Below are 16,926 nucleotides of genomic sequence, written 5' to 3'. Positions count from 1 at the left end.
GTCGGTCAGCGACGTTACTTGCGCCGTTCGTCCAGCCCCATGGCACGGCCGATAATCTCTTTCATGATCTCAGAGGAGCCGGCATAAATCCGACTGATCCGCGCGTCACGGTAGTGGCGGTTTATTTCATATTCATCCATGTAACCCGCCCCGCCGTGAAGCTGTAAACACGTGTCCACCACCTGCGCTTCCACGTCCGAGGTAAACAGTTTCACCTCCGCCGCCATTTCCGCGCTGAGGTTCTTTTCAACATGTTCGATCACGCAATGATCCACCATCGTCCATGCGGCATCAAGCTGGGTGCGCATCTCAGCCATTTTGAATCGCGAGTTCTGGAAGGTGCCGATAGGTCTGCCAAAGGCTTTACGCTCCATGATGAACTCTTGCGTGATTTCAAGCGCCCGTTCCGCGCGGGCCACGAATTGTATGGCACCCCCCAGTCGTTCTTCGGCCAGATTGATCATCAAAGCGCGAAAACCTTGCATCGGATCGCCCAACACATTTTCCTTGGGGATTTTCACATCCTGAAAAAACAGCTCGGATGTGTCCTGCCCGCATAAGCCCAGCTTCTTCAGATTCCGGCCACGATCAAACCCTTGCATACCGCGTTCTACCAGAAACAATCCTATGCAATGAGTCGCGGCGGGATCGGTGCGTGCCGCAACCACAACCAGATCGGCCAGTTGTCCATTGCTGATGTAGGTTTTTGCACCATTCAGAAGCCAATGATCGCCCCTGTCTTCTGCCCGGCTTGTCAGACCAGCAAGGTCAGAGCCGGTGCCCGGCTCCGTAAGGGCAATCGCGAGGATGCACGCGCCTGACACGATTCCGGGCATGAAACGGCGCTTTTGGTCCTCACTGCCTAGATTATGGATATAAGGAGCCACAATGCGGCTGTGCAGCGCCATCTGGAAGCTGCTGTCAACGCGGGTCAACTCCTCGATCAAAATCTGGTCAAAGCGGAAATCATCCAGCCCGAGCCCGCCATATTTCTCTTCTGCAAACATGGCAAGATAACCCGCCTCACCCGCCTTGAGCCAAATTTCCCGATCCACCATGCCTTGCGCGTGCCAGTGATTGATGTTGGGACGGATATACGCACCGATCCATTTGCGCACACTGTCACGAAAAAGGACATGCTCTTCATCAAAGATGCGCCGCCGGATCATGTCGCCAGCTCCCTGGCGATCGAACAAGGCCATGAGACCTGTCTGCTATTTGCAATTGTCAGACCCCAGGGCGTAGGCAGCGAGGCGTTGTTGGTGACCTTCTTCATTCCGGTTTCGTTCTCCATTGCGCTCCCAGACACTCAGCTTGACCTGCGTTCGCGCATCATCTGATCTGCGTTGCCGAAAGGCGGTGCCCGTCAGCAAGGCTATCGCGCGCTATAGCCGCCATCCATGACCAGTTCGGTCCCCGTCATGAAACGGGATTCATCGGAGGCAAGGAACAAAGCGCCGCTTGCAATCTCCTCTGCCTGCCCGATGCGTCCAATCAGGTTGCGCGTTTTCGACATTTGTTTATGCGCTTCTCGGGTCATGCCGCGCTGCGCGAGATTTTGATCGAACATCGCGGTTTCGGTGCTGCCGGGATGCAGCGAATTGCAACGAATGTGCAAACCGCGCTCCGCCACTTCCACGGCAACGGATTTGGACAAAACGCGCACGCCTCCCTTTGTCATGGTGTAAAGAGTGGTATTGGCCGTCCCGATCATCCCTGCCGTAGACGACACATTGATGATCGATGCCCAGGGCAAATCCCCATCGCGCTGTTTCATATGCTCCACAGCGGCGCGGCAACCCAGAAACACCCCCTTCAGATTGACCGCCACCAAACGGTCAAATTCTTGTACTGAAGTGTCTTCGATGGGCGCTACGAACAACAGTCCGGCGCAGTTCATCAGCACGTCAACCCGTGCAAAGCGCGTCAGGGCAGACTGAAACGCTTCCCGCCAGCTGTCAGCCTTGGTCACATCTAAACGCAGGGCAATGGCCGCACCGCCCTTGTCACGAATGGAGCGCGCAACCTCCTCTGCACCTGCGTGATCCAGGTCGGCGAGCACCACTTGTGCCCCTTCCTCGGCAAACATCCGGGCGCTGGTCGCTGCGATACCACTGGCGGCGCCGGTAATCATCGCTGTACGCTCGTCCAGTCTGCCTGTCATATTGGAGTCCTTTCCCGCGCGGACATCGTGTCAGGCATCCTGCTTTATCGCGGCCAGATATTGCGCCCGCAGGTCTTTTTTCACGATCTTTCCGGCAGCCGATAACGGCATTTCGCTCACGAATTCATAACTGCGCGGCACCTTGTACCCGGCGATTTGCGAACGGCAGTGGGCATCCAGCACTTCTGGAGACAACAACACGCCCTCGTTTGGCAAAATCGCGGCGTGAACCCGCTCCCCCCATTCTGCGTCGGGGACACCGATCACCGCACAAAGTGACACTCCGGGATATTTGGACAGTACGTTTTCAACTTCAATCGAATAGACATTCTCGCCCCCCGAGATGATCATGTCCTTGACTCGATCAACCACATAGAGAAACCCGTTTTCATCAAAACGTCCCGCATCGCCGGTGTGCATCCAGCCGTCTTTCAAGGCTGCTTGGGTCTCTTCCGGCTTGTTCCAGTAGCCAAGCATGACCGTAGGACCGCGCACCACGATTTCACCTACCATCCCCTGTGCTACTTCCTTGCCTGTCTCATTGACAATCTTGATCTCTGCGGTGCTGATGGGACGCCCCGCAGAGCGCATCTGCGCAGCGTCCGGGTCGGCAACATGATCCTGTGGCGCGAGAGTGGTCACCACCGGGGCGCATTCGGTCTGCCCGTAAACCTGCAGGAATCCCGCTTGAGGAAATACGTCCATGGCGCGCCGCAAGAGTGTGATATCCATGGGTGCCGCCCCATAGCGGATTGATCGGAGTGAAGACAGGTCGCGCGTGGCAATATCGGGGTGGTCCACCAGCCAACGTAGCATCACCGGCACCACGAAAATATCGCCGATTGCTTCCCTTTCAATCAGGCGCAGGGCTTCGCCCGGATCATAATGGGATGTGGTGACCTGCGGTGCTCGGCGCAGGGCAAATTGCCAGACGGCCGCCAGCCCACCCACATGAAACAGTGGCGCGATGTGCAGCCCGGGAGCGTCCTTGCCATGATCTGCGGCCGCAGTCAGGGCCAGTGCATCAGCGACCAGGTTGCCATGGGATAGCATAACACCTTTCGGGGCACCTGTAGTACCTCCTGTGTATAAAATAGCGGCCAGATCCGTACCCTGGCGTATTTCATCAGCCAGGGGCTGCGTCTCCGCAATCAGGGTTTCGTAATCTACCGCCTCTGCCACAGGGGTTTTGTCCAAACGGATAATAGTCAAAGGAACGTTGCACAGAGCTCGCAGGGTTTCGACCATTGGGGCAAAGCTGTCATCGACGATCAGGATTTGGGTGTCGCTGTCGTCAAGAGAATAGGCAATCTCGCGTGCGCTCCAGCGGGTGTTGACAGGATTGAGAACCCCACCGGCCCAAAGCGTGGCATAGATATATTCCAGAAAACGGTCGGAGTTATGGGCCAACATCCCCACACGCGCGCCAGGGACAAGACCAAGCCCGCGCAGACCCCCCGCAAGCAATTCCACCCGGCTTACAAACGTCTCATTGCTTTGACGGCGATCCCCGTGGATGGAGAAAATCCCTTGGGGGCATTCGCGCCGTGCCTTGTGCAATGGTTGCGTCAGATACATCTCACACTCCTTTGTTTCCTGATCCGACGACGATTGACCCCGCCGCCGCAGCGTCACACGTTCAGCGAGGATGCAAAAGCCTCTCGCATTTCCCGTTTCAAGACCTTTCCCAAGGCATTTCGTGGCAGATCCTCAACAAACCGCAGGTCATGGATACGCTGATATTTTGCCAGACGCTGGTTGGCCCAATCCTTGATCTCATCGGCTTGGCTTTTCATCTCGCGGGCGGGAATGACAAAGGCGACAGGCCGTTCGCCCCATTTCTCGTCAGGGCTTTCGATCACGGCAACGTCACGCACATCCGGATGTTCGCCCAATACGGCCTCAAGATCGGTTGGATAGACATTGAGACCACCCGAAATGATCATGTCTTTCTTGCGATCAAGGATCTGGACAAACCCTTGGGCATCCATTCGTCCAATGTCGCCCGAGCGCATAAAGGAACGCCCCATGGGATCACGCCAGATGGCGCTTTCGGTGGCCTCGGGTCGATTGTAGTAATGGGTCATCAAGCCGGGGCAATATCCGCATAACTCGCCATCGCTTCCCGGGGGCAGAACCGCTCCGTCCGGCCCGATCACCACAAACTCCGTTCCCAGAATAGGCGCGCCGACAGAGTTGGCACGGGTTGCGTGATCTTCGGGCCGCAGCAAGGTGGCTGCCCCTTCGGTAAAACCATACAGCTCGTAAAATGCGTTCCCGACGAAATCGATCCAGCGCCGCTTAACATCCGGACGCAGGGGTGATCCGGCGGACAAGACGGTGCGCAGGGAAGATACGTCATGTTTTTTAAGATCGTCTTCTTGAAGAACCATCAAGATCTGGCTTGGTACCAGAAAGGTATGGGTGATCTTTTCCTCTGAGACATTGTGCAAAAGTTCTGCCGGATCAAACCCCGCCAGCAACCTGACAGTGCCACCGGCAAAAAGCGTGGGCACAAGCATGATCCATGACGCAGCAGTATACAGCGCCGTGCTGATCGCGGTGCGGCTGTGCGGCCCGAACCCCATCTCTACCGCGTTCGAGATTGCAAAGAAACTGCGCGCCCGTTGGGAATGAACCACACCCTTGGGCAGCCCGGTAGTGCCCGAACTGTACATGATGCTGAAAGGATCGCCCGGCGCAAACCGGATCTCGGGGGTTAGAGGGCTTGCATCCCTGATAAACCTGTCAAAAGCCACCCAGCCATCGGCCTGCCACCCCAGCGCCACGCGCCAGTCTTCGGCGAGATCGGGCAGATGCCGCGCAACCGCCTTGACCTGTTCCTGAAACTCGGCCGAAGCGACCAATGCCCGTGCCCCGGAATCCCGCAGCAGCACCGTAAGCTGGTCATCGGTCAGCATCGTGCCACAGGGAACCAGTATCGCGCCTGCTCGAACGCAACCAAACATTGTGGCAATACATTCCACCGACGGACCCATGAGAACCGCGACCCTATCGCCCTTTTGCAATCCGTCGCGCAGCAACGCGTTGGCGATACGGTTCATCAGGGTATCGAACTCTTCCCATGTCAGGCTGGCATCGTCACAGACAATCGCTGATTTTTTCGGGCTGCGCCGGGCGTGACCAGCAAATACATCCGTAAGAAAGAGATGAGCGTCGTCAAACATGGTCGTTCTCTTGTCTTGGCGGGACATGGGACGCATGAGGTGGGTGGATTCCGTCACGCAACTGACGCACCGTTCGTCGTGCGATGGTGGTCGGGTCAAGACTGCCATCGGCCTGAAACCAAGCGGTGGTCCAGTTCAAAGAGCCCAAAAGCTGCATTCGAAAGATGAAAGGATCAATATGGGCTGGCAGGTTAAGCTCAGAGATCAGTCTTTTGATGATGGTCTCATAACTGTCCCGTTGCTGCACCAGTCTGGCACGTACGTCATCTGACACGTCGGGGAACTGGGGCGATATGATCGTGCGATAGCCTTCGGTGCACAGCAGGGCTTCGCAATGGGCAACCGCCGCCGCCTCTAACTTGTCCCATGGATCACTGGCATCCATCGTTGCAGCAGCCGTGGCCGTCAAGGCCGAAATGATCCGCAAGCCCCGCTCGTGAGTAGCGCAAAACAATTCCTCCTTTGACAGGAAATGATGATAAAGCGCAGGCGCTGAAATGCCCAGTTCTGCCGCGATCTGGCGCACCGATGTGCCATCATAGCCTTTGGCGCCGAATATTCTTGCTGCGGCGTCCAAAATCTGGTCGCGGCTCGAGGGTGGCGTCTCGGCCGTTGTTGTAGTTTCTGAATCTTTCATCTCGTGGTCCATGTCTCTTGTTTCCCGTCCAGAGCGATCAAGCGGCAACGCGCTCTTGAACCCATGGCAGCAGCCGTTCCATCAGCGCGTCTAACGAGGCGCTGTCGTTCTGGCCCTGTTCGGGTTCAAAATAATGCAGTGCATTCGGGAAATCCCAATAGTCTTTGTCCTTTGCGCCGAGCGACTCCAGAATGCTACGCGAATGAGTGTTGGGAAACACGTCGAGATCTTTACCCGCATGGATAACCAATGATGGGATCGTCACCTTGGGCGCGGTGAGATGGGTGTTGGCATTGGATGAAAGGCCCGACCAAGTGGACAACCATGCGTGCGGGGTCTGGATACGAGCAAAGCCACGGTGCTGGAAATTCATCAGGTCGGGGCGCTCACTCAACAGTGAACCGTAGTCCCTCGGCGATGGATCGAGACTGTTGTCAACATAATGCAGGTTTGCCATGGTCCGGTAGATGATCATCAGCGGCTCGAAAGCCTGCTGGCGCATTATCTGGCGCTGCATATCAGGATCGAGCCGGTTGAACCCCGCGTCCTGATGCACCGCCTCGGCCTGCTGGGCCTCTGCGATCATCTCATGGGCCAGATTGTCGAGCCTGCGAACCCGTTCCAGTTGTGCTGTGCGGTAGCGCTGCACAAACTCGGGAGAATAGCGGTTCCATTCGGGGGCCGGCTTGAACCCGTTGGCAGGGTCATACATATCCAGCGATCTGTCCGTAAGCATGGGGCGGCTTTCGTCGATCACCGCAGGGTCAATGGTCTCGTTTATTATCAACCCCTGCCCTGTATGGGCAGCCATATAGACAAGGGCATCACCCTCGGGCATTTCCGCGTCCACAAGTCCGGTCGGGCGGCCTCCGGGTGTGTATGCGATACGGTCCTTTGGTGCGGTGCTTGCCTGCGACTGGTAGAACGAAAACAGCGAACCGCCTCCGGAATTACCCAGCAACAGGATACGTTCAACTCCGCAATCCTCTTTGAGCCAACGCATATAGCGCGCAATATCAAGCAGGAGCTTTTCATGCACGCAATCCATGTCATTATTCACAGAACGAAGATTGGCACCAAGACAGCCATACCCGGCCTTGAGAAAGGCCGGATAGGTGTGATGGGTGGAAAAGTCGACCCGTGGATGGGCCGCAATGACCACCGCTTTGGGGCGCGGGTTTGACTTGGGCGTCCAGAAAACGCCGCGAATATCGGCACCATCCACTGCGTTCAGGCGAACCGGCGTGCCCGTCACATCCTGGGGTGGGATTCTGAACCGGATTTGTGAGCCGTTCCAATAAGTCTTGGACAGGAGCCGCATGATCTATGCCTCCACTTCTTTTGCGTTCAACGCATGGTTAACGGGATGGTGAGCGAGATGATCGGGAATGCCACCAACAAGGCCAGAACGATCAGATCTGCCACAAGAAACCGGGCAATTCCGGCAAAGATCGTATGGGTCTGAATCTGGTTGCCAATGACACTTTTGATAACGAAGGCGTTGAGCCCGACAGGCGGGGTGATCAGGCCGATTTCCAACAGCTTCACAACGATCACGCCAAACCAGATCAGGTTCAGGTCCATGCCTTCAACCAACGGGATCACGAAAGGAAGGGTTAAAAGCAGAATGCCGATGGGATCAAGAAACATTCCAAGCACCAGATAGATCAGGCAGATGGCAAACAGCATTTGCCATTGTTCAAGATCGAGGCTTTGCATCAGGTCTACGGACCATGGCATGATCCTTGTCAGGGCGACAAAGGACACGAACATCTTGGCACCAAAGGCGATCAGAAAGATCATTGCTGTCTGATAGGCCGTTTGACGCAGCGAATCCACGAAGGCGGCCCAGGACAACCGGCGCAGCACAACCCCGATCAGTACCGCCGCGGCCGCACTGACTGCCGCCGCTTCGGTGGCGGTGAAGAAACCCCCATAGATGCCGCCCAGAATGATGCCAAAGACTACAAGCGCGGGCCAAGTATTATAGAGCGCCTTCATCCGTTCGGCCCGTGTGAAGGTTTCTTCTGACATGGGTGCCTCGGCAGGATTGATGCGGACCCAGACCAAAACGACAATGACAAAAGCCACCAGGGACAATAGCCCTGGCAGTATCCCGGCCATCAGAAGTTTGGCGATGGATTGCTCGGTGAAGATACCATAAAGGATAAACGGGACGCTGGGAGGAATAAGAGAGCCGAGCGTGCCCCCCACCGCAACCGATGATGTGGCGATGCGCGGGCCATATCCGGCGCGCAACATCTCTGGTGTGCAAATCCGTCCCATGGCGGCGGCGCAAGCAACGCTTGACCCCGTCAAAGCCGAAAAACCACCACAGCCAACGATCGAGGCAATGGCCAGCCCGCCCGGAAGCCGGGACATCCAAATGCGGGCCGCATTGTAAATATCCGTCGTAATCCCCGAATGATAGGCAATATGGCTTAACCCGATGAACAGGGGCACCATCGACATTTGGAAAGAATGTACAAAGTTGAAACTATTGGCCGTCAACAGCGGAACAACCGCGCGAAAGCCAAATGCAAAGTCCACTTGTCCGCCCGGTGGCCACGCATAAAACAGGAAGGTACATCCTGCCGCGACAGCTCCGAGAGAGAATGCAATGGGCACGCGAAGGATCAATAGGACCAGAACCAGAACCATACCCATCCCGCCGAGAACAAAAGGATCCATATCAGTTTGCCTGTTCGTGTTTGGGCCCGCGTATTGCAAGCACTGCGTCGGTTGCAGCCAGAAAGACGAGTCGGATGGACATCAGCAGGAATGCCACGAAAAAGGTTGTGCGAGAGGGCCATTGTGGCCAGTGCAACAGCCCATCGTAATAGGTCATGATGATGATCGAGTGTTTCGCCATGGTCCAGGAAGCCCAGCACAGGGGAAAGATCATCATCATTCCCACCAGCGATGCCAGCAGACGCAACATCGCTTGGCCCCGCTCACCCACCCAGTTGGTAAAAACTTCAACCACGATATTGCCTTGCGTTGCTGTGACCGTTGCCCAGGACAGAGCGACGATAGCAACCACAAGATCGCCGATCATGATGTTGTCGTCGGGAATCGCGCGTCCTGTGAGCATACGCAACGAAATGGAGAAAACTGCCAGCGCACCCAAAATGGCAACCGAGGTTGCAGAGAACCAGAACGCCAGATTTTCAAAAATTCGAAGAATAGAATTGGCACGGGGAAAAACCGAATTGGCATTTGTATAATCAAGCTGCATGATCGCACTCCCACTGCGAAGGTTGGTCAAGAGACCGCTTGCGGACCAAGCGGTCTCTTTGGATCATCTTTCCCAGGGATAGCCTTTGGATTTCAGCTCGGCGTCGTATTTTTCCACCAAAGCCTTGAAGTTGGCGAATAGATCCTCTGCCGGATAGCCCGCTTCGGTAGTTGTTTCCAGCCAACCTGCGTTATAGACTTCACCCGCCTTGGCTAGCGTCGCAATATCAGCCTCCCCAAGCTCGGTAACCTGCATTGAAAAGTCGCTGTCAAGGGTGTTCATCTTTTCAAGGTTTGACTCTACGTCCCCCGCAAGTCGCTCGCTGTAATTGTCAACAAACTCCGAGCCGGCTTCACGGACGATCTTTTGCTGTTCCGGGCTGAGCCGTTCAAAACTGTCTTTGTTCATCACGATTCCGAAACCAAGGATTTGGCCGAGATTCAGCAGGATAATCTGATCGGTCACTTCGTGCTGGCGATAAGGAATGACGCCCTGAACATATTGCTGATTACATTGGACCAACCCGTTGTCGAGCGCCGAATAGACATCTTCCTGACTCATTGAAATGACATTGGCGCCAAGCGATGACAGCACTTCACCATAAGACCCCGATGCGCGGATTTTCACTTCCTTGAGATCCTCCAGTGTCTTGATGTCGGCTCCGTTGCAGATCAGTTGGACCGGACCGGTGGACTGATTTGCGATGTAAACGAGGTTCAATTCGTCAAACATTTTTTGCAAAGTAGGGTTTGTGGTGGCCAGCTCATACATGGCCCGCATACCGACCCAAGGATCAACGCCGACCAAGGGCAGATCCCCCACGCTATAAGCTGTAAGTTCCTTGGGCGTATAGGCCGCGATAACCTGTCCGATGTCCGCAGCCCCGCTGCCGATGCCCGATACGTTCGCCGCATGCCCCATCAGGGCACCCCCGAAGTAAAACTGGAATGAAATTTCTTCGCCGGTTCGCTCTTTCACCTGGTCCGCAAACCAATGATAGGTTGCCGCTCGCGACCCGCGATCGGCGCTTCCTTCGGTCCATCGCAGCAAGGTCTCGCCAGTAGCGGTTTGCGCCGCTCCAAGTGCAACCGCCAAGCAAAGTGGGGTTAGATACCGTCCTTTAAGCAGATTTAACATCGATTCCTCCCGTTCGATTAGAACTTATTAATAATTCACCTTAACAAGCGTTAAGTTGACTGCCAAGTAACTTGTTCACAGTTCCAGTGTTTATTTATTTTTCAATTGCTTAAACAAAGATAAGTTGTGCCGCTCCAAGGTGAAGCAGCCTTTATCGCCGACCAGATTCTGCGCAGTCCTACAGCTTAAATCGGTAACTTTTCCTCTTTGGCGCAGGGGTGTTCCTATTGACGGGGCTCAGGTCGTCCCTGTTTTGATCGGATTGATTACAGGCAATTCTTGTAGCTTTGTGCGAGTATGTTCCGCTGCGTCCAACAGAACGTTAAGGGAATCCCATGACCCACTGACCAGGCGTTGCTTGCGCCCTTCTTCCAGCGCCGCCGAAAATTGCCTTTGGCCCGCGAAGATGACCCCTTTGGCAATATCAACAGTGATACACTGAGTTGGAAATTCACGGCATAGATCTTGTAACTTCGCTTCATCTTTTGCGGCGACCTCTACACAGGGAAGCCCGATGGACAGGCAATTTCCAACAAAGATTTCGCCAAAGGATTGCCCTATGATGGCGCGGATCCCATACCGGTAAAGCGCTTGCGGCGCATGTTCGCGCGATGAGCCGCATCCAAAATTGCGCCCCACCACCAGAACCGATGCCTCTTTGTAGCGCGGATCATCAAAAGGATGGGGCGTCGCGCCCGCAGTCCGGGCCATTTGCCTGAGACTTTCAAAGACATGGGTCTCCATTCCCTGAAAACTCGTCAACTTGAGATAGCGGGACTCTATTATTTGGTCCGTGTCGATATTATTTCCCGGAAGCGGAAGGCCGCATCCCGTTACCGCAAGGATGGGACCTGTCATTTGTGGCCTCCTGAACCGGGTTCGGGCATCCGTCCATCAGTGATTTTGCCAGCAAGGGCAGCCGCCGCAACCATCACAGGAGACATGAGATAGGTGCGCCCCATGGGGGAACCCTGGCGCCCGCGAAAGTTCCGGTTGGACGAAGAAGCGCAAACCTGTAGCCCCACCAGCTTGTCGGCATTCATGCCGCAACACAGCGAGCACCCGGCGTCACGCATCTCAAACCCCCTGTCAGCAAAGAGCCGGTCCAGACCCTGCGCAATCGCCGCTTCACGCACGTTGCGAGACCCCGGCACAATCAGAGCCCGCACGCCAGATGCGACGCGGCGATCACTTTGCCGCAAAAAATCCGCCACCGCTTCGAGGTCGGACAACCGGCCATTTGTGCAAGAGCCGATGAAAGCAATATCAATAGGAATTCCCATGACCGACTGGCCAGATGCCGCCCCCATAAAATCCATCGCCGCGCGCCATCCGTCGATTTCTTCTCCTGCCTGAGCAAGATCAGGCAGGGGTTCATCCACCGGAACCGACTGATCGGGGGATGTGCCCCATGTTACCATCGGGCGGATGTCTTCGGCGTGGAAAACAACTTCGTCATCCCAATAGGCTTCCGGGTCTGAGGCAAAGCTCAGCCAACGGGCCGCCGCTTGTTCCCATGTGGCGGCACCAGGCGCATAGGGGCGGTTGCGCAGATAGACCAGGGTGGTTTCATCGGGGTTCACATACCCACACCGAGCCCCCCCCTCGACGGCCATGTTGCAAAGGGTCATACGTTCGTCCATCGAAAAGCCTGAGATGGTCGTGCCGCAAAATTCATAGGCATAGCCCAGCCCACCCTTGGCCCCCAGTCGGTGGATGATATGCAAGGCCACATCCTTGGCAAAAACTCCTGATGGAAGTTTTCCCTCCACCGCAATACGGCGCGTTTTCAATTTTTCGGCAATCAGGCTCTGGCTCGCCAGCACGTCCCGCACCTGAGATGTCCCGATGCCAAAAGCGATAGTGCCAAAAGCTCCATGGGTGGAAGTGTGGCTGTCGCCACAGGCAATCACCATTCCCGGCTGTGTCAAACCCTGTTCGGGGGCGACAACATGGATGATGCCATGTAGCCCTTTCATGGGGTCGAAATAGGTGACTTCATTTTCCTGCGTGTTCCGGCCCAACAACTGGACTTGGGCCTCGCACAAAAGGTCATCGAACTTGCGTACATCGCCACCGGTAGAGATCGAGTGATCCGCACAGGCGAAGGTGCGATGCGGCGCGGCCAGGGGCAGCCCCCGCTCACGCAGTTCGTCAAAGGCTTGCGGGCTGCTGACCTCGTTCACAAGGTGCAGGTCGACAGCCAGTTGATATTGATTGTCGGCCACTTCCCGCACCACATGGAGGTCAAAGACTTTTTGGTAGAGCGTTCTTGCCATCATTTTTCCTAAGCCATCAAACGCCGGATTGCCGCGGCAATTTCCGGTTTTTCCTCCAAGCCAAAGCCCGGCGCATCACTGGGTTGCACGGTTCCATCCGTCACGGGACAACTGTCGGGGTAGCCCCCGAACGGTTTGAATACGCCGGGATAGGCTTCGCATCCGCCAAGGCCAAGCCCGGCCACGATATGCAGGTTGATCAGATGGCCGCCATGGGGAAAGACCTGTGCGCGATCAAAGCCACGGCTTTCCAGCAACTCCAGAATGCGGAAATATTCGGTCAGCCCATAACTCAGTCCCGCATCCATCTGGAAAATATCCCTGCCCGACCGCATGCCTCCGAAGTTCAGCAGATTGCGTACGTCTTGCAGCGAAAACAGGTTTTCCCCAGTTGCGATCGGTCCATCATAGCAATGGGCCATTGCCTGATTGAGCGCATAATCCAGTGGGTCGCCGATCTCTTCGTACCAGCGCAGGTTATAGGGCGCAATTCGCCGTCCGAAGGCCAACCCACCGGGGAGATCAAAACGCCCGTTGGCATCCACCGCGAGATGGGCACCCGATCGGGCCAGCTTGAGCGCTTCTTCAATACGTGCCAGATCCTCAGACTCTGTTGCCCCGCCCACCTTGATCTTGAATGCATCAAAGCCAAGATCGAGATACCCCTGCAATTCATCGCCAAGGGTTTTGCCTGACCCGGTGCCGTAATAATAGCCGCCCGCCGCATAAACTGGGACAGGCACCAATTTGGCCGAGCGTCCGCAGGCCTCTGCAATGGCGGCATATGCAGGGCGGTCATCCAGCTTTGCGTTCAGATCCCAGACCGCCAGTTCCAGCGCACCTACAGCCGAGGCGCGATCCCCATGTCCGCCGGGTTTTTCATTCTTCATGGCCACCGCATAGACTTTGGCCGGATCAAGTTGACACCCGTCCTCCCCTAGCAGGCTATCCGGCGTGGCCGCCAGAATCCGGGGGCGAATCCGGTCAAGAAGGATGCCCCGTTGTGCGTATCTCCCGATCGAGTTGAAGCCAAAGCCCACCACGGGGCGGCCACCGCGCATAACATCACTGACAATTGCTACAAGTGAAACGTCGTGATCATCAAAAGAAACAACCGCATTAGAAATTGCGCCCTCCAGCTTGACACTGTGGGTTCGGATATCGGTGATTTTCATGCGCGAGTTCCCAGTGCCGGATGATGGCTCGATCCGGCCGACTGCTCAAGATTTCTGATTGGCGACAATTTTTCGCTCCTTCATCCTGACGAGCCGGGTCAGAGTCTCATTCACCGGTGCCTGCAGGCCCAGTTTGGCCGCCTCGCGCGGGATCGCACCGTTAATATAATCTATTTCGCTCAGCCGCCCGGCTTCGTGATCCAGCAACATGGAGGGCTTTGCCAAAGGCATACGCCCAGCAAAAGCGCGCACATGTGCAACAGGATCTGGTATGTCGATTGCAATCCCGCGTGCGATTGCGATCTGGGCAGCTTCAATCGCGGCGGCGCGGCTGATAGGCCCGAGTTCGGGGTCGTCCATGGCCTCGCCCACGGTCAGTCCTGTCAGAGCGCAGGGCGCGCTATAGGCGACGTTGCAGATCAATTTGTCCCATTGCATTGCAGAAATGTCCTGCGCCGCCTCTGTGGTGAAACCGGCACGTTGCCAAAGATCGACGACTTGTTCGATCTTTGCAAAAGCAAGCCCGGCATAAGCACCGATGCGGATAACCTGCATTCCATTGTGATGGGCCTGTCCCGGCCCAAGCAAGGCAGCGCCGAAACCACCCGCAATGCCAACCATAAGGCGATCGGGATCAAGTGTTCGGACAACATCATCTGCTGCCCCCAGGCCGTTTTGGATCGTCAGAACAAGCGTATGCTCACCTATCAGAGTTTGCGATATCCGCGCCGCTTCGCCAGCAGCGGCGGATTTCACTGCAAGAACCATCAGATCCACGGTTTCACCCTGTGGCGCGGTTTCAAAGGCGCGCACCTGCACCTTTCGATGACCGCTCGCACCGTCTACAACAAGACCGTTACGGTTAATTGCCTCTACGTGATCAGCCCATTTGTCGACTACCAGAACATCATTCCCGCAATCGGCAAGAAGACCAGCATAGATGGAACCCATGGCACCACATCCAATCACTGCAATCTTCATTTTCAGTCCTCCTTAAAACAGGGTGTACGGCGCCTCAGGGCGTCGCCCTCCCGCGGTCGCGCAGCACGCGGATAATTGTCGTTACCAAACTGAATCCCAAGAGTGAGAGAAGCACGAGAGACACAGGACGTGCTAAAAAGATCCACAGGTCTATCCGACCGAAGGTCTGATAGGTGCGCAGCAGTTCGGCATCGAGGATCGGACCCAGAACAATGCCCAGAACCACCGCAATCAGCGGGTAGTCAAAACGCCGCAACAGGATGCCAAGGGCGGCGAAAATCGCCATCAGCACCACATCGAACATCAGCAAGTGCACGGCGTAGGTGCCTGCAATAGAAAATATTGAAATCACCGGAATCAACACCTGCGTCGGAATGCGCACGATCTTCGCTGCCCAGAATGACACCAACAGCCCCATTCCCATCAGACAGATAGAGGTCACAAACTGCGCCAGCATTACCCCGTAAACCAGATCCGGCTGTTCCATGAACAGGCGTGGACCTGGGATGAGCCCTTGCAACATCAGGGCGCCGATCAGAACAGCCGTTGCCAGACCGCCGGGAATACCAAGCGCCAGCATCAACGCAAGCGCGCCGCCCTCAGAGGCATTATTGGCCGCTTCCGCACTGATCAAGCCCTCTGGTGCGCCCTTGCCAAACTCCTCTGGTGTGGCAGAGGCTCGTTTGGCTTCATTATAGCTCACTACGCTGGAAATCGTCGCCCCCGCACCGGGCAAGGCACCGATAATTACGCCCAATCCGCACGAGCGCAGCAAAGCCGCGGGATAGGCAAATGCGGTACGAAACCCTCTCAACAACTGGGAGAGCGCCGACCCAGGCACATTCATATCCCCATCGGCCTTTTCGGTCACATGGGATTTTTGCAGCATGTAAAACAGTTCCGAAAACCCGATCAATCCGATCAACGCCGGGATGATCGAGATGCCATCCATCAATTCGAAATAGCCAAAGGTTCCCCGGATGGCACCGGTTGAAGACATGCCCGTTGTACTGATCAGTACACCAAACATTCCCGCGATCATCGCTTTGAGAAAACTCTTGTCCAGTGAGGCAATGATCGTCAGTCCCAGCACCCCTACAAGGAACATTTCGGGCGGCCCGAATTTCAACGCCAATAACACGATCAGGGGCATCACCAGAATAAGGAAGAAGGAACCGACCAGATTTCCCGTAGCGGACGCCGCAACAGAAGTGCCAAGGGCCTCGTAAGCGCGCCCTTTCTGGGTCATTGGATAGCCCTCAAGCCCTGTCATAATGGCTTGAGGTGAACCGGGAATATTCAACAGGATTGCGGAGATCGACGCCCCGAAGTTTCCGCCCGCATAAACCGCCGTCAAAAAAACAATGGCCACAAGCGGACTCATCGGGAAGGTCAGAGGAAGCATCACACTGATCGCAAGGGGCGTACTAAAACCGGGTATGGCACCGGTCACAATACCAAACAGCAGACCCAGAAGAAGCATTCCGAACAAATGCCACTCCATCAACAGCGAAGCGCCCGCACCGATGGACCCAATATCAAACATTGAGTTCTCGTTTATTATTACAAGGGCGCAGGGGGACGGGCATCAGAACAGCATCCCGGTCGGCAGGCGAAGGTTAAGGTAATGTTCCATCCCCACCCAAAGGGTGCTGACCAAAATGCTTGGCGTGAACACAAGAACCAAGGGCGATCTCACACCCAGGGCAAGCAGCAAAGCCAGACAATAAGCGAAAGTGGTTGTGACAAAGCCAAACTGGGGAATGCCCCAGATACAAACGGCGGTCAGTACTACAAAGGCGACTGACTTCACCGGATCAACAACGGTTGACGGATCGGCGGGACTCTCGCGGTAATCGCTTTGGCTGGTGCGCAGAATTTCCAGCAGGCGAAACCCAGCGAAAGCCAGACAACACAGCAAAAGCAGCCAATAGACCGGACCAATCAGCAAAAGATTTGTCTCCGGGCGGGGCAGTCGTGCGACACTGATGTAGTATTGGGACGCATAGCCAAGCAACAACACGGGAACGATCATTTCACCGGCAAACCGCAGCCACGGGTTTTGAGATTTGGACTCTGTCATAATAGCCTCGTCAATCTATCGAACTGCTTCGGGGCTGGAACGCC

Annotated in this window: 15 protein-coding genes; all 15 read right to left on the bottom strand. The window is 55.8% G+C overall.

Going from position 1 to position 16,926, the window contains the following annotated elements:
* Nucleotides 1-14: 14 nt before the first annotated feature.
* Nucleotides 15-1,169 carry an acyl-CoA dehydrogenase family protein gene (locus OS190_RS13710; protein WP_267159283.1) on the bottom strand — a complete coding sequence of 385 codons (1,155 nt, stop codon included), beginning with the start codon at nt 1,167-1,169 and terminating at the stop codon, nt 15-17.
* 206 nt (nt 1,170-1,375) lie between these two features.
* Nucleotides 1,376-2,164 (bottom strand): SDR family NAD(P)-dependent oxidoreductase, encoded by a 789-nt coding sequence (locus OS190_RS13705; RefSeq protein WP_267159282.1) that lies wholly within the window; start codon nt 2,162-2,164, stop codon nt 1,376-1,378.
* A 30-nt stretch (nt 2,165-2,194) separates the two neighbouring features.
* Entirely contained in the window at nt 2,195-3,742 is a 1,548-nt protein-coding gene (locus tag OS190_RS13700) for a class I adenylate-forming enzyme family protein (RefSeq protein ID WP_267159281.1), read from the bottom strand.
* A gap of 53 nt (nt 3,743-3,795) precedes the next feature.
* Nucleotides 3,796-5,352, bottom strand: coding sequence for a class I adenylate-forming enzyme family protein (locus OS190_RS13695; RefSeq protein ID WP_267159280.1), 1,557 nt, complete (start codon nt 5,350-5,352; stop codon nt 3,796-3,798).
* Nucleotides 5,345-5,989, bottom strand: coding sequence for a TetR/AcrR family transcriptional regulator (locus OS190_RS13690; RefSeq protein ID WP_267159279.1), 645 nt, complete (start codon nt 5,987-5,989; stop codon nt 5,345-5,347). The genes OS190_RS13695 and OS190_RS13690 overlap by 8 nt, the downstream gene beginning before the upstream one ends.
* A 37-nt stretch (nt 5,990-6,026) precedes the next feature.
* Nucleotides 6,027-7,310 (bottom strand): alpha/beta hydrolase family protein, encoded by a 1,284-nt coding sequence (locus OS190_RS13685; protein ID WP_267159278.1) that lies wholly within the window; start codon nt 7,308-7,310, stop codon nt 6,027-6,029.
* Between the two features lie 26 nt (nt 7,311-7,336).
* Nucleotides 7,337-8,680 carry a TRAP transporter large permease gene (locus tag OS190_RS13680; protein WP_267159277.1) on the bottom strand — a complete coding sequence of 448 codons (1,344 nt, stop codon included), beginning with the start codon at nt 8,678-8,680 and terminating at the stop codon, nt 7,337-7,339.
* A 1-nt stretch (nt 8,681) separates the two neighbouring features.
* Nucleotides 8,682-9,227 carry a TRAP transporter small permease gene (locus OS190_RS13675; RefSeq protein WP_267159276.1) on the bottom strand — a complete coding sequence of 182 codons (546 nt, stop codon included), beginning with the start codon at nt 9,225-9,227 and terminating at the stop codon, nt 8,682-8,684.
* Between the two features lie 63 nt (nt 9,228-9,290).
* A complete protein-coding gene (locus OS190_RS13670) occupies nt 9,291-10,364 on the bottom strand; it encodes a C4-dicarboxylate TRAP transporter substrate-binding protein (protein ID WP_267159275.1) in 1,074 nt (357 codons plus the stop codon).
* Between the two features lie 237 nt (nt 10,365-10,601).
* Entirely contained in the window at nt 10,602-11,222 is a 621-nt protein-coding gene (locus OS190_RS13665; RefSeq protein WP_267159274.1) for a 3-isopropylmalate dehydratase small subunit, read from the bottom strand.
* Nucleotides 11,219-12,646 (bottom strand): 3-isopropylmalate dehydratase large subunit, encoded by a 1,428-nt coding sequence (locus OS190_RS13660; protein WP_267159273.1) that lies wholly within the window; start codon nt 12,644-12,646, stop codon nt 11,219-11,221. Before OS190_RS13660 ends, OS190_RS13665 begins: the two co-directional genes overlap by 4 nt.
* A gap of 5 nt (nt 12,647-12,651) precedes the next feature.
* Complete coding sequence (locus OS190_RS13655; protein WP_267159272.1) at nt 12,652-13,818, bottom strand: enolase C-terminal domain-like protein; 1,167 nt, start codon at nt 13,816-13,818, stop codon at nt 12,652-12,654.
* Between the two features lie 45 nt (nt 13,819-13,863).
* Nucleotides 13,864-14,799 carry a ketopantoate reductase family protein gene (locus OS190_RS13650; protein WP_267159271.1) on the bottom strand — a complete coding sequence of 312 codons (936 nt, stop codon included), beginning with the start codon at nt 14,797-14,799 and terminating at the stop codon, nt 13,864-13,866.
* A gap of 34 nt (nt 14,800-14,833) precedes the next feature.
* A complete protein-coding gene (locus OS190_RS13645; protein WP_267159270.1) occupies nt 14,834-16,345 on the bottom strand; it encodes a tripartite tricarboxylate transporter permease in 1,512 nt (503 codons plus the stop codon).
* A gap of 42 nt (nt 16,346-16,387) precedes the next feature.
* Nucleotides 16,388-16,882 carry a hypothetical protein gene (locus OS190_RS13640; protein WP_267159269.1) on the bottom strand — a complete coding sequence of 165 codons (495 nt, stop codon included), beginning with the start codon at nt 16,880-16,882 and terminating at the stop codon, nt 16,388-16,390.
* Nucleotides 16,883-16,926 lie beyond the last annotated feature (44 nt).

This window comes from Sulfitobacter sp. F26204, from assembly GCF_026410305.1.
Classification (GTDB): Bacteria; Pseudomonadota; Alphaproteobacteria; order Rhodobacterales; family Rhodobacteraceae; genus Sulfitobacter.
The sequence above is the reverse complement of the archived record's forward strand: the minus strand, read 5'-3'. Positions and strand labels throughout refer to the sequence as shown.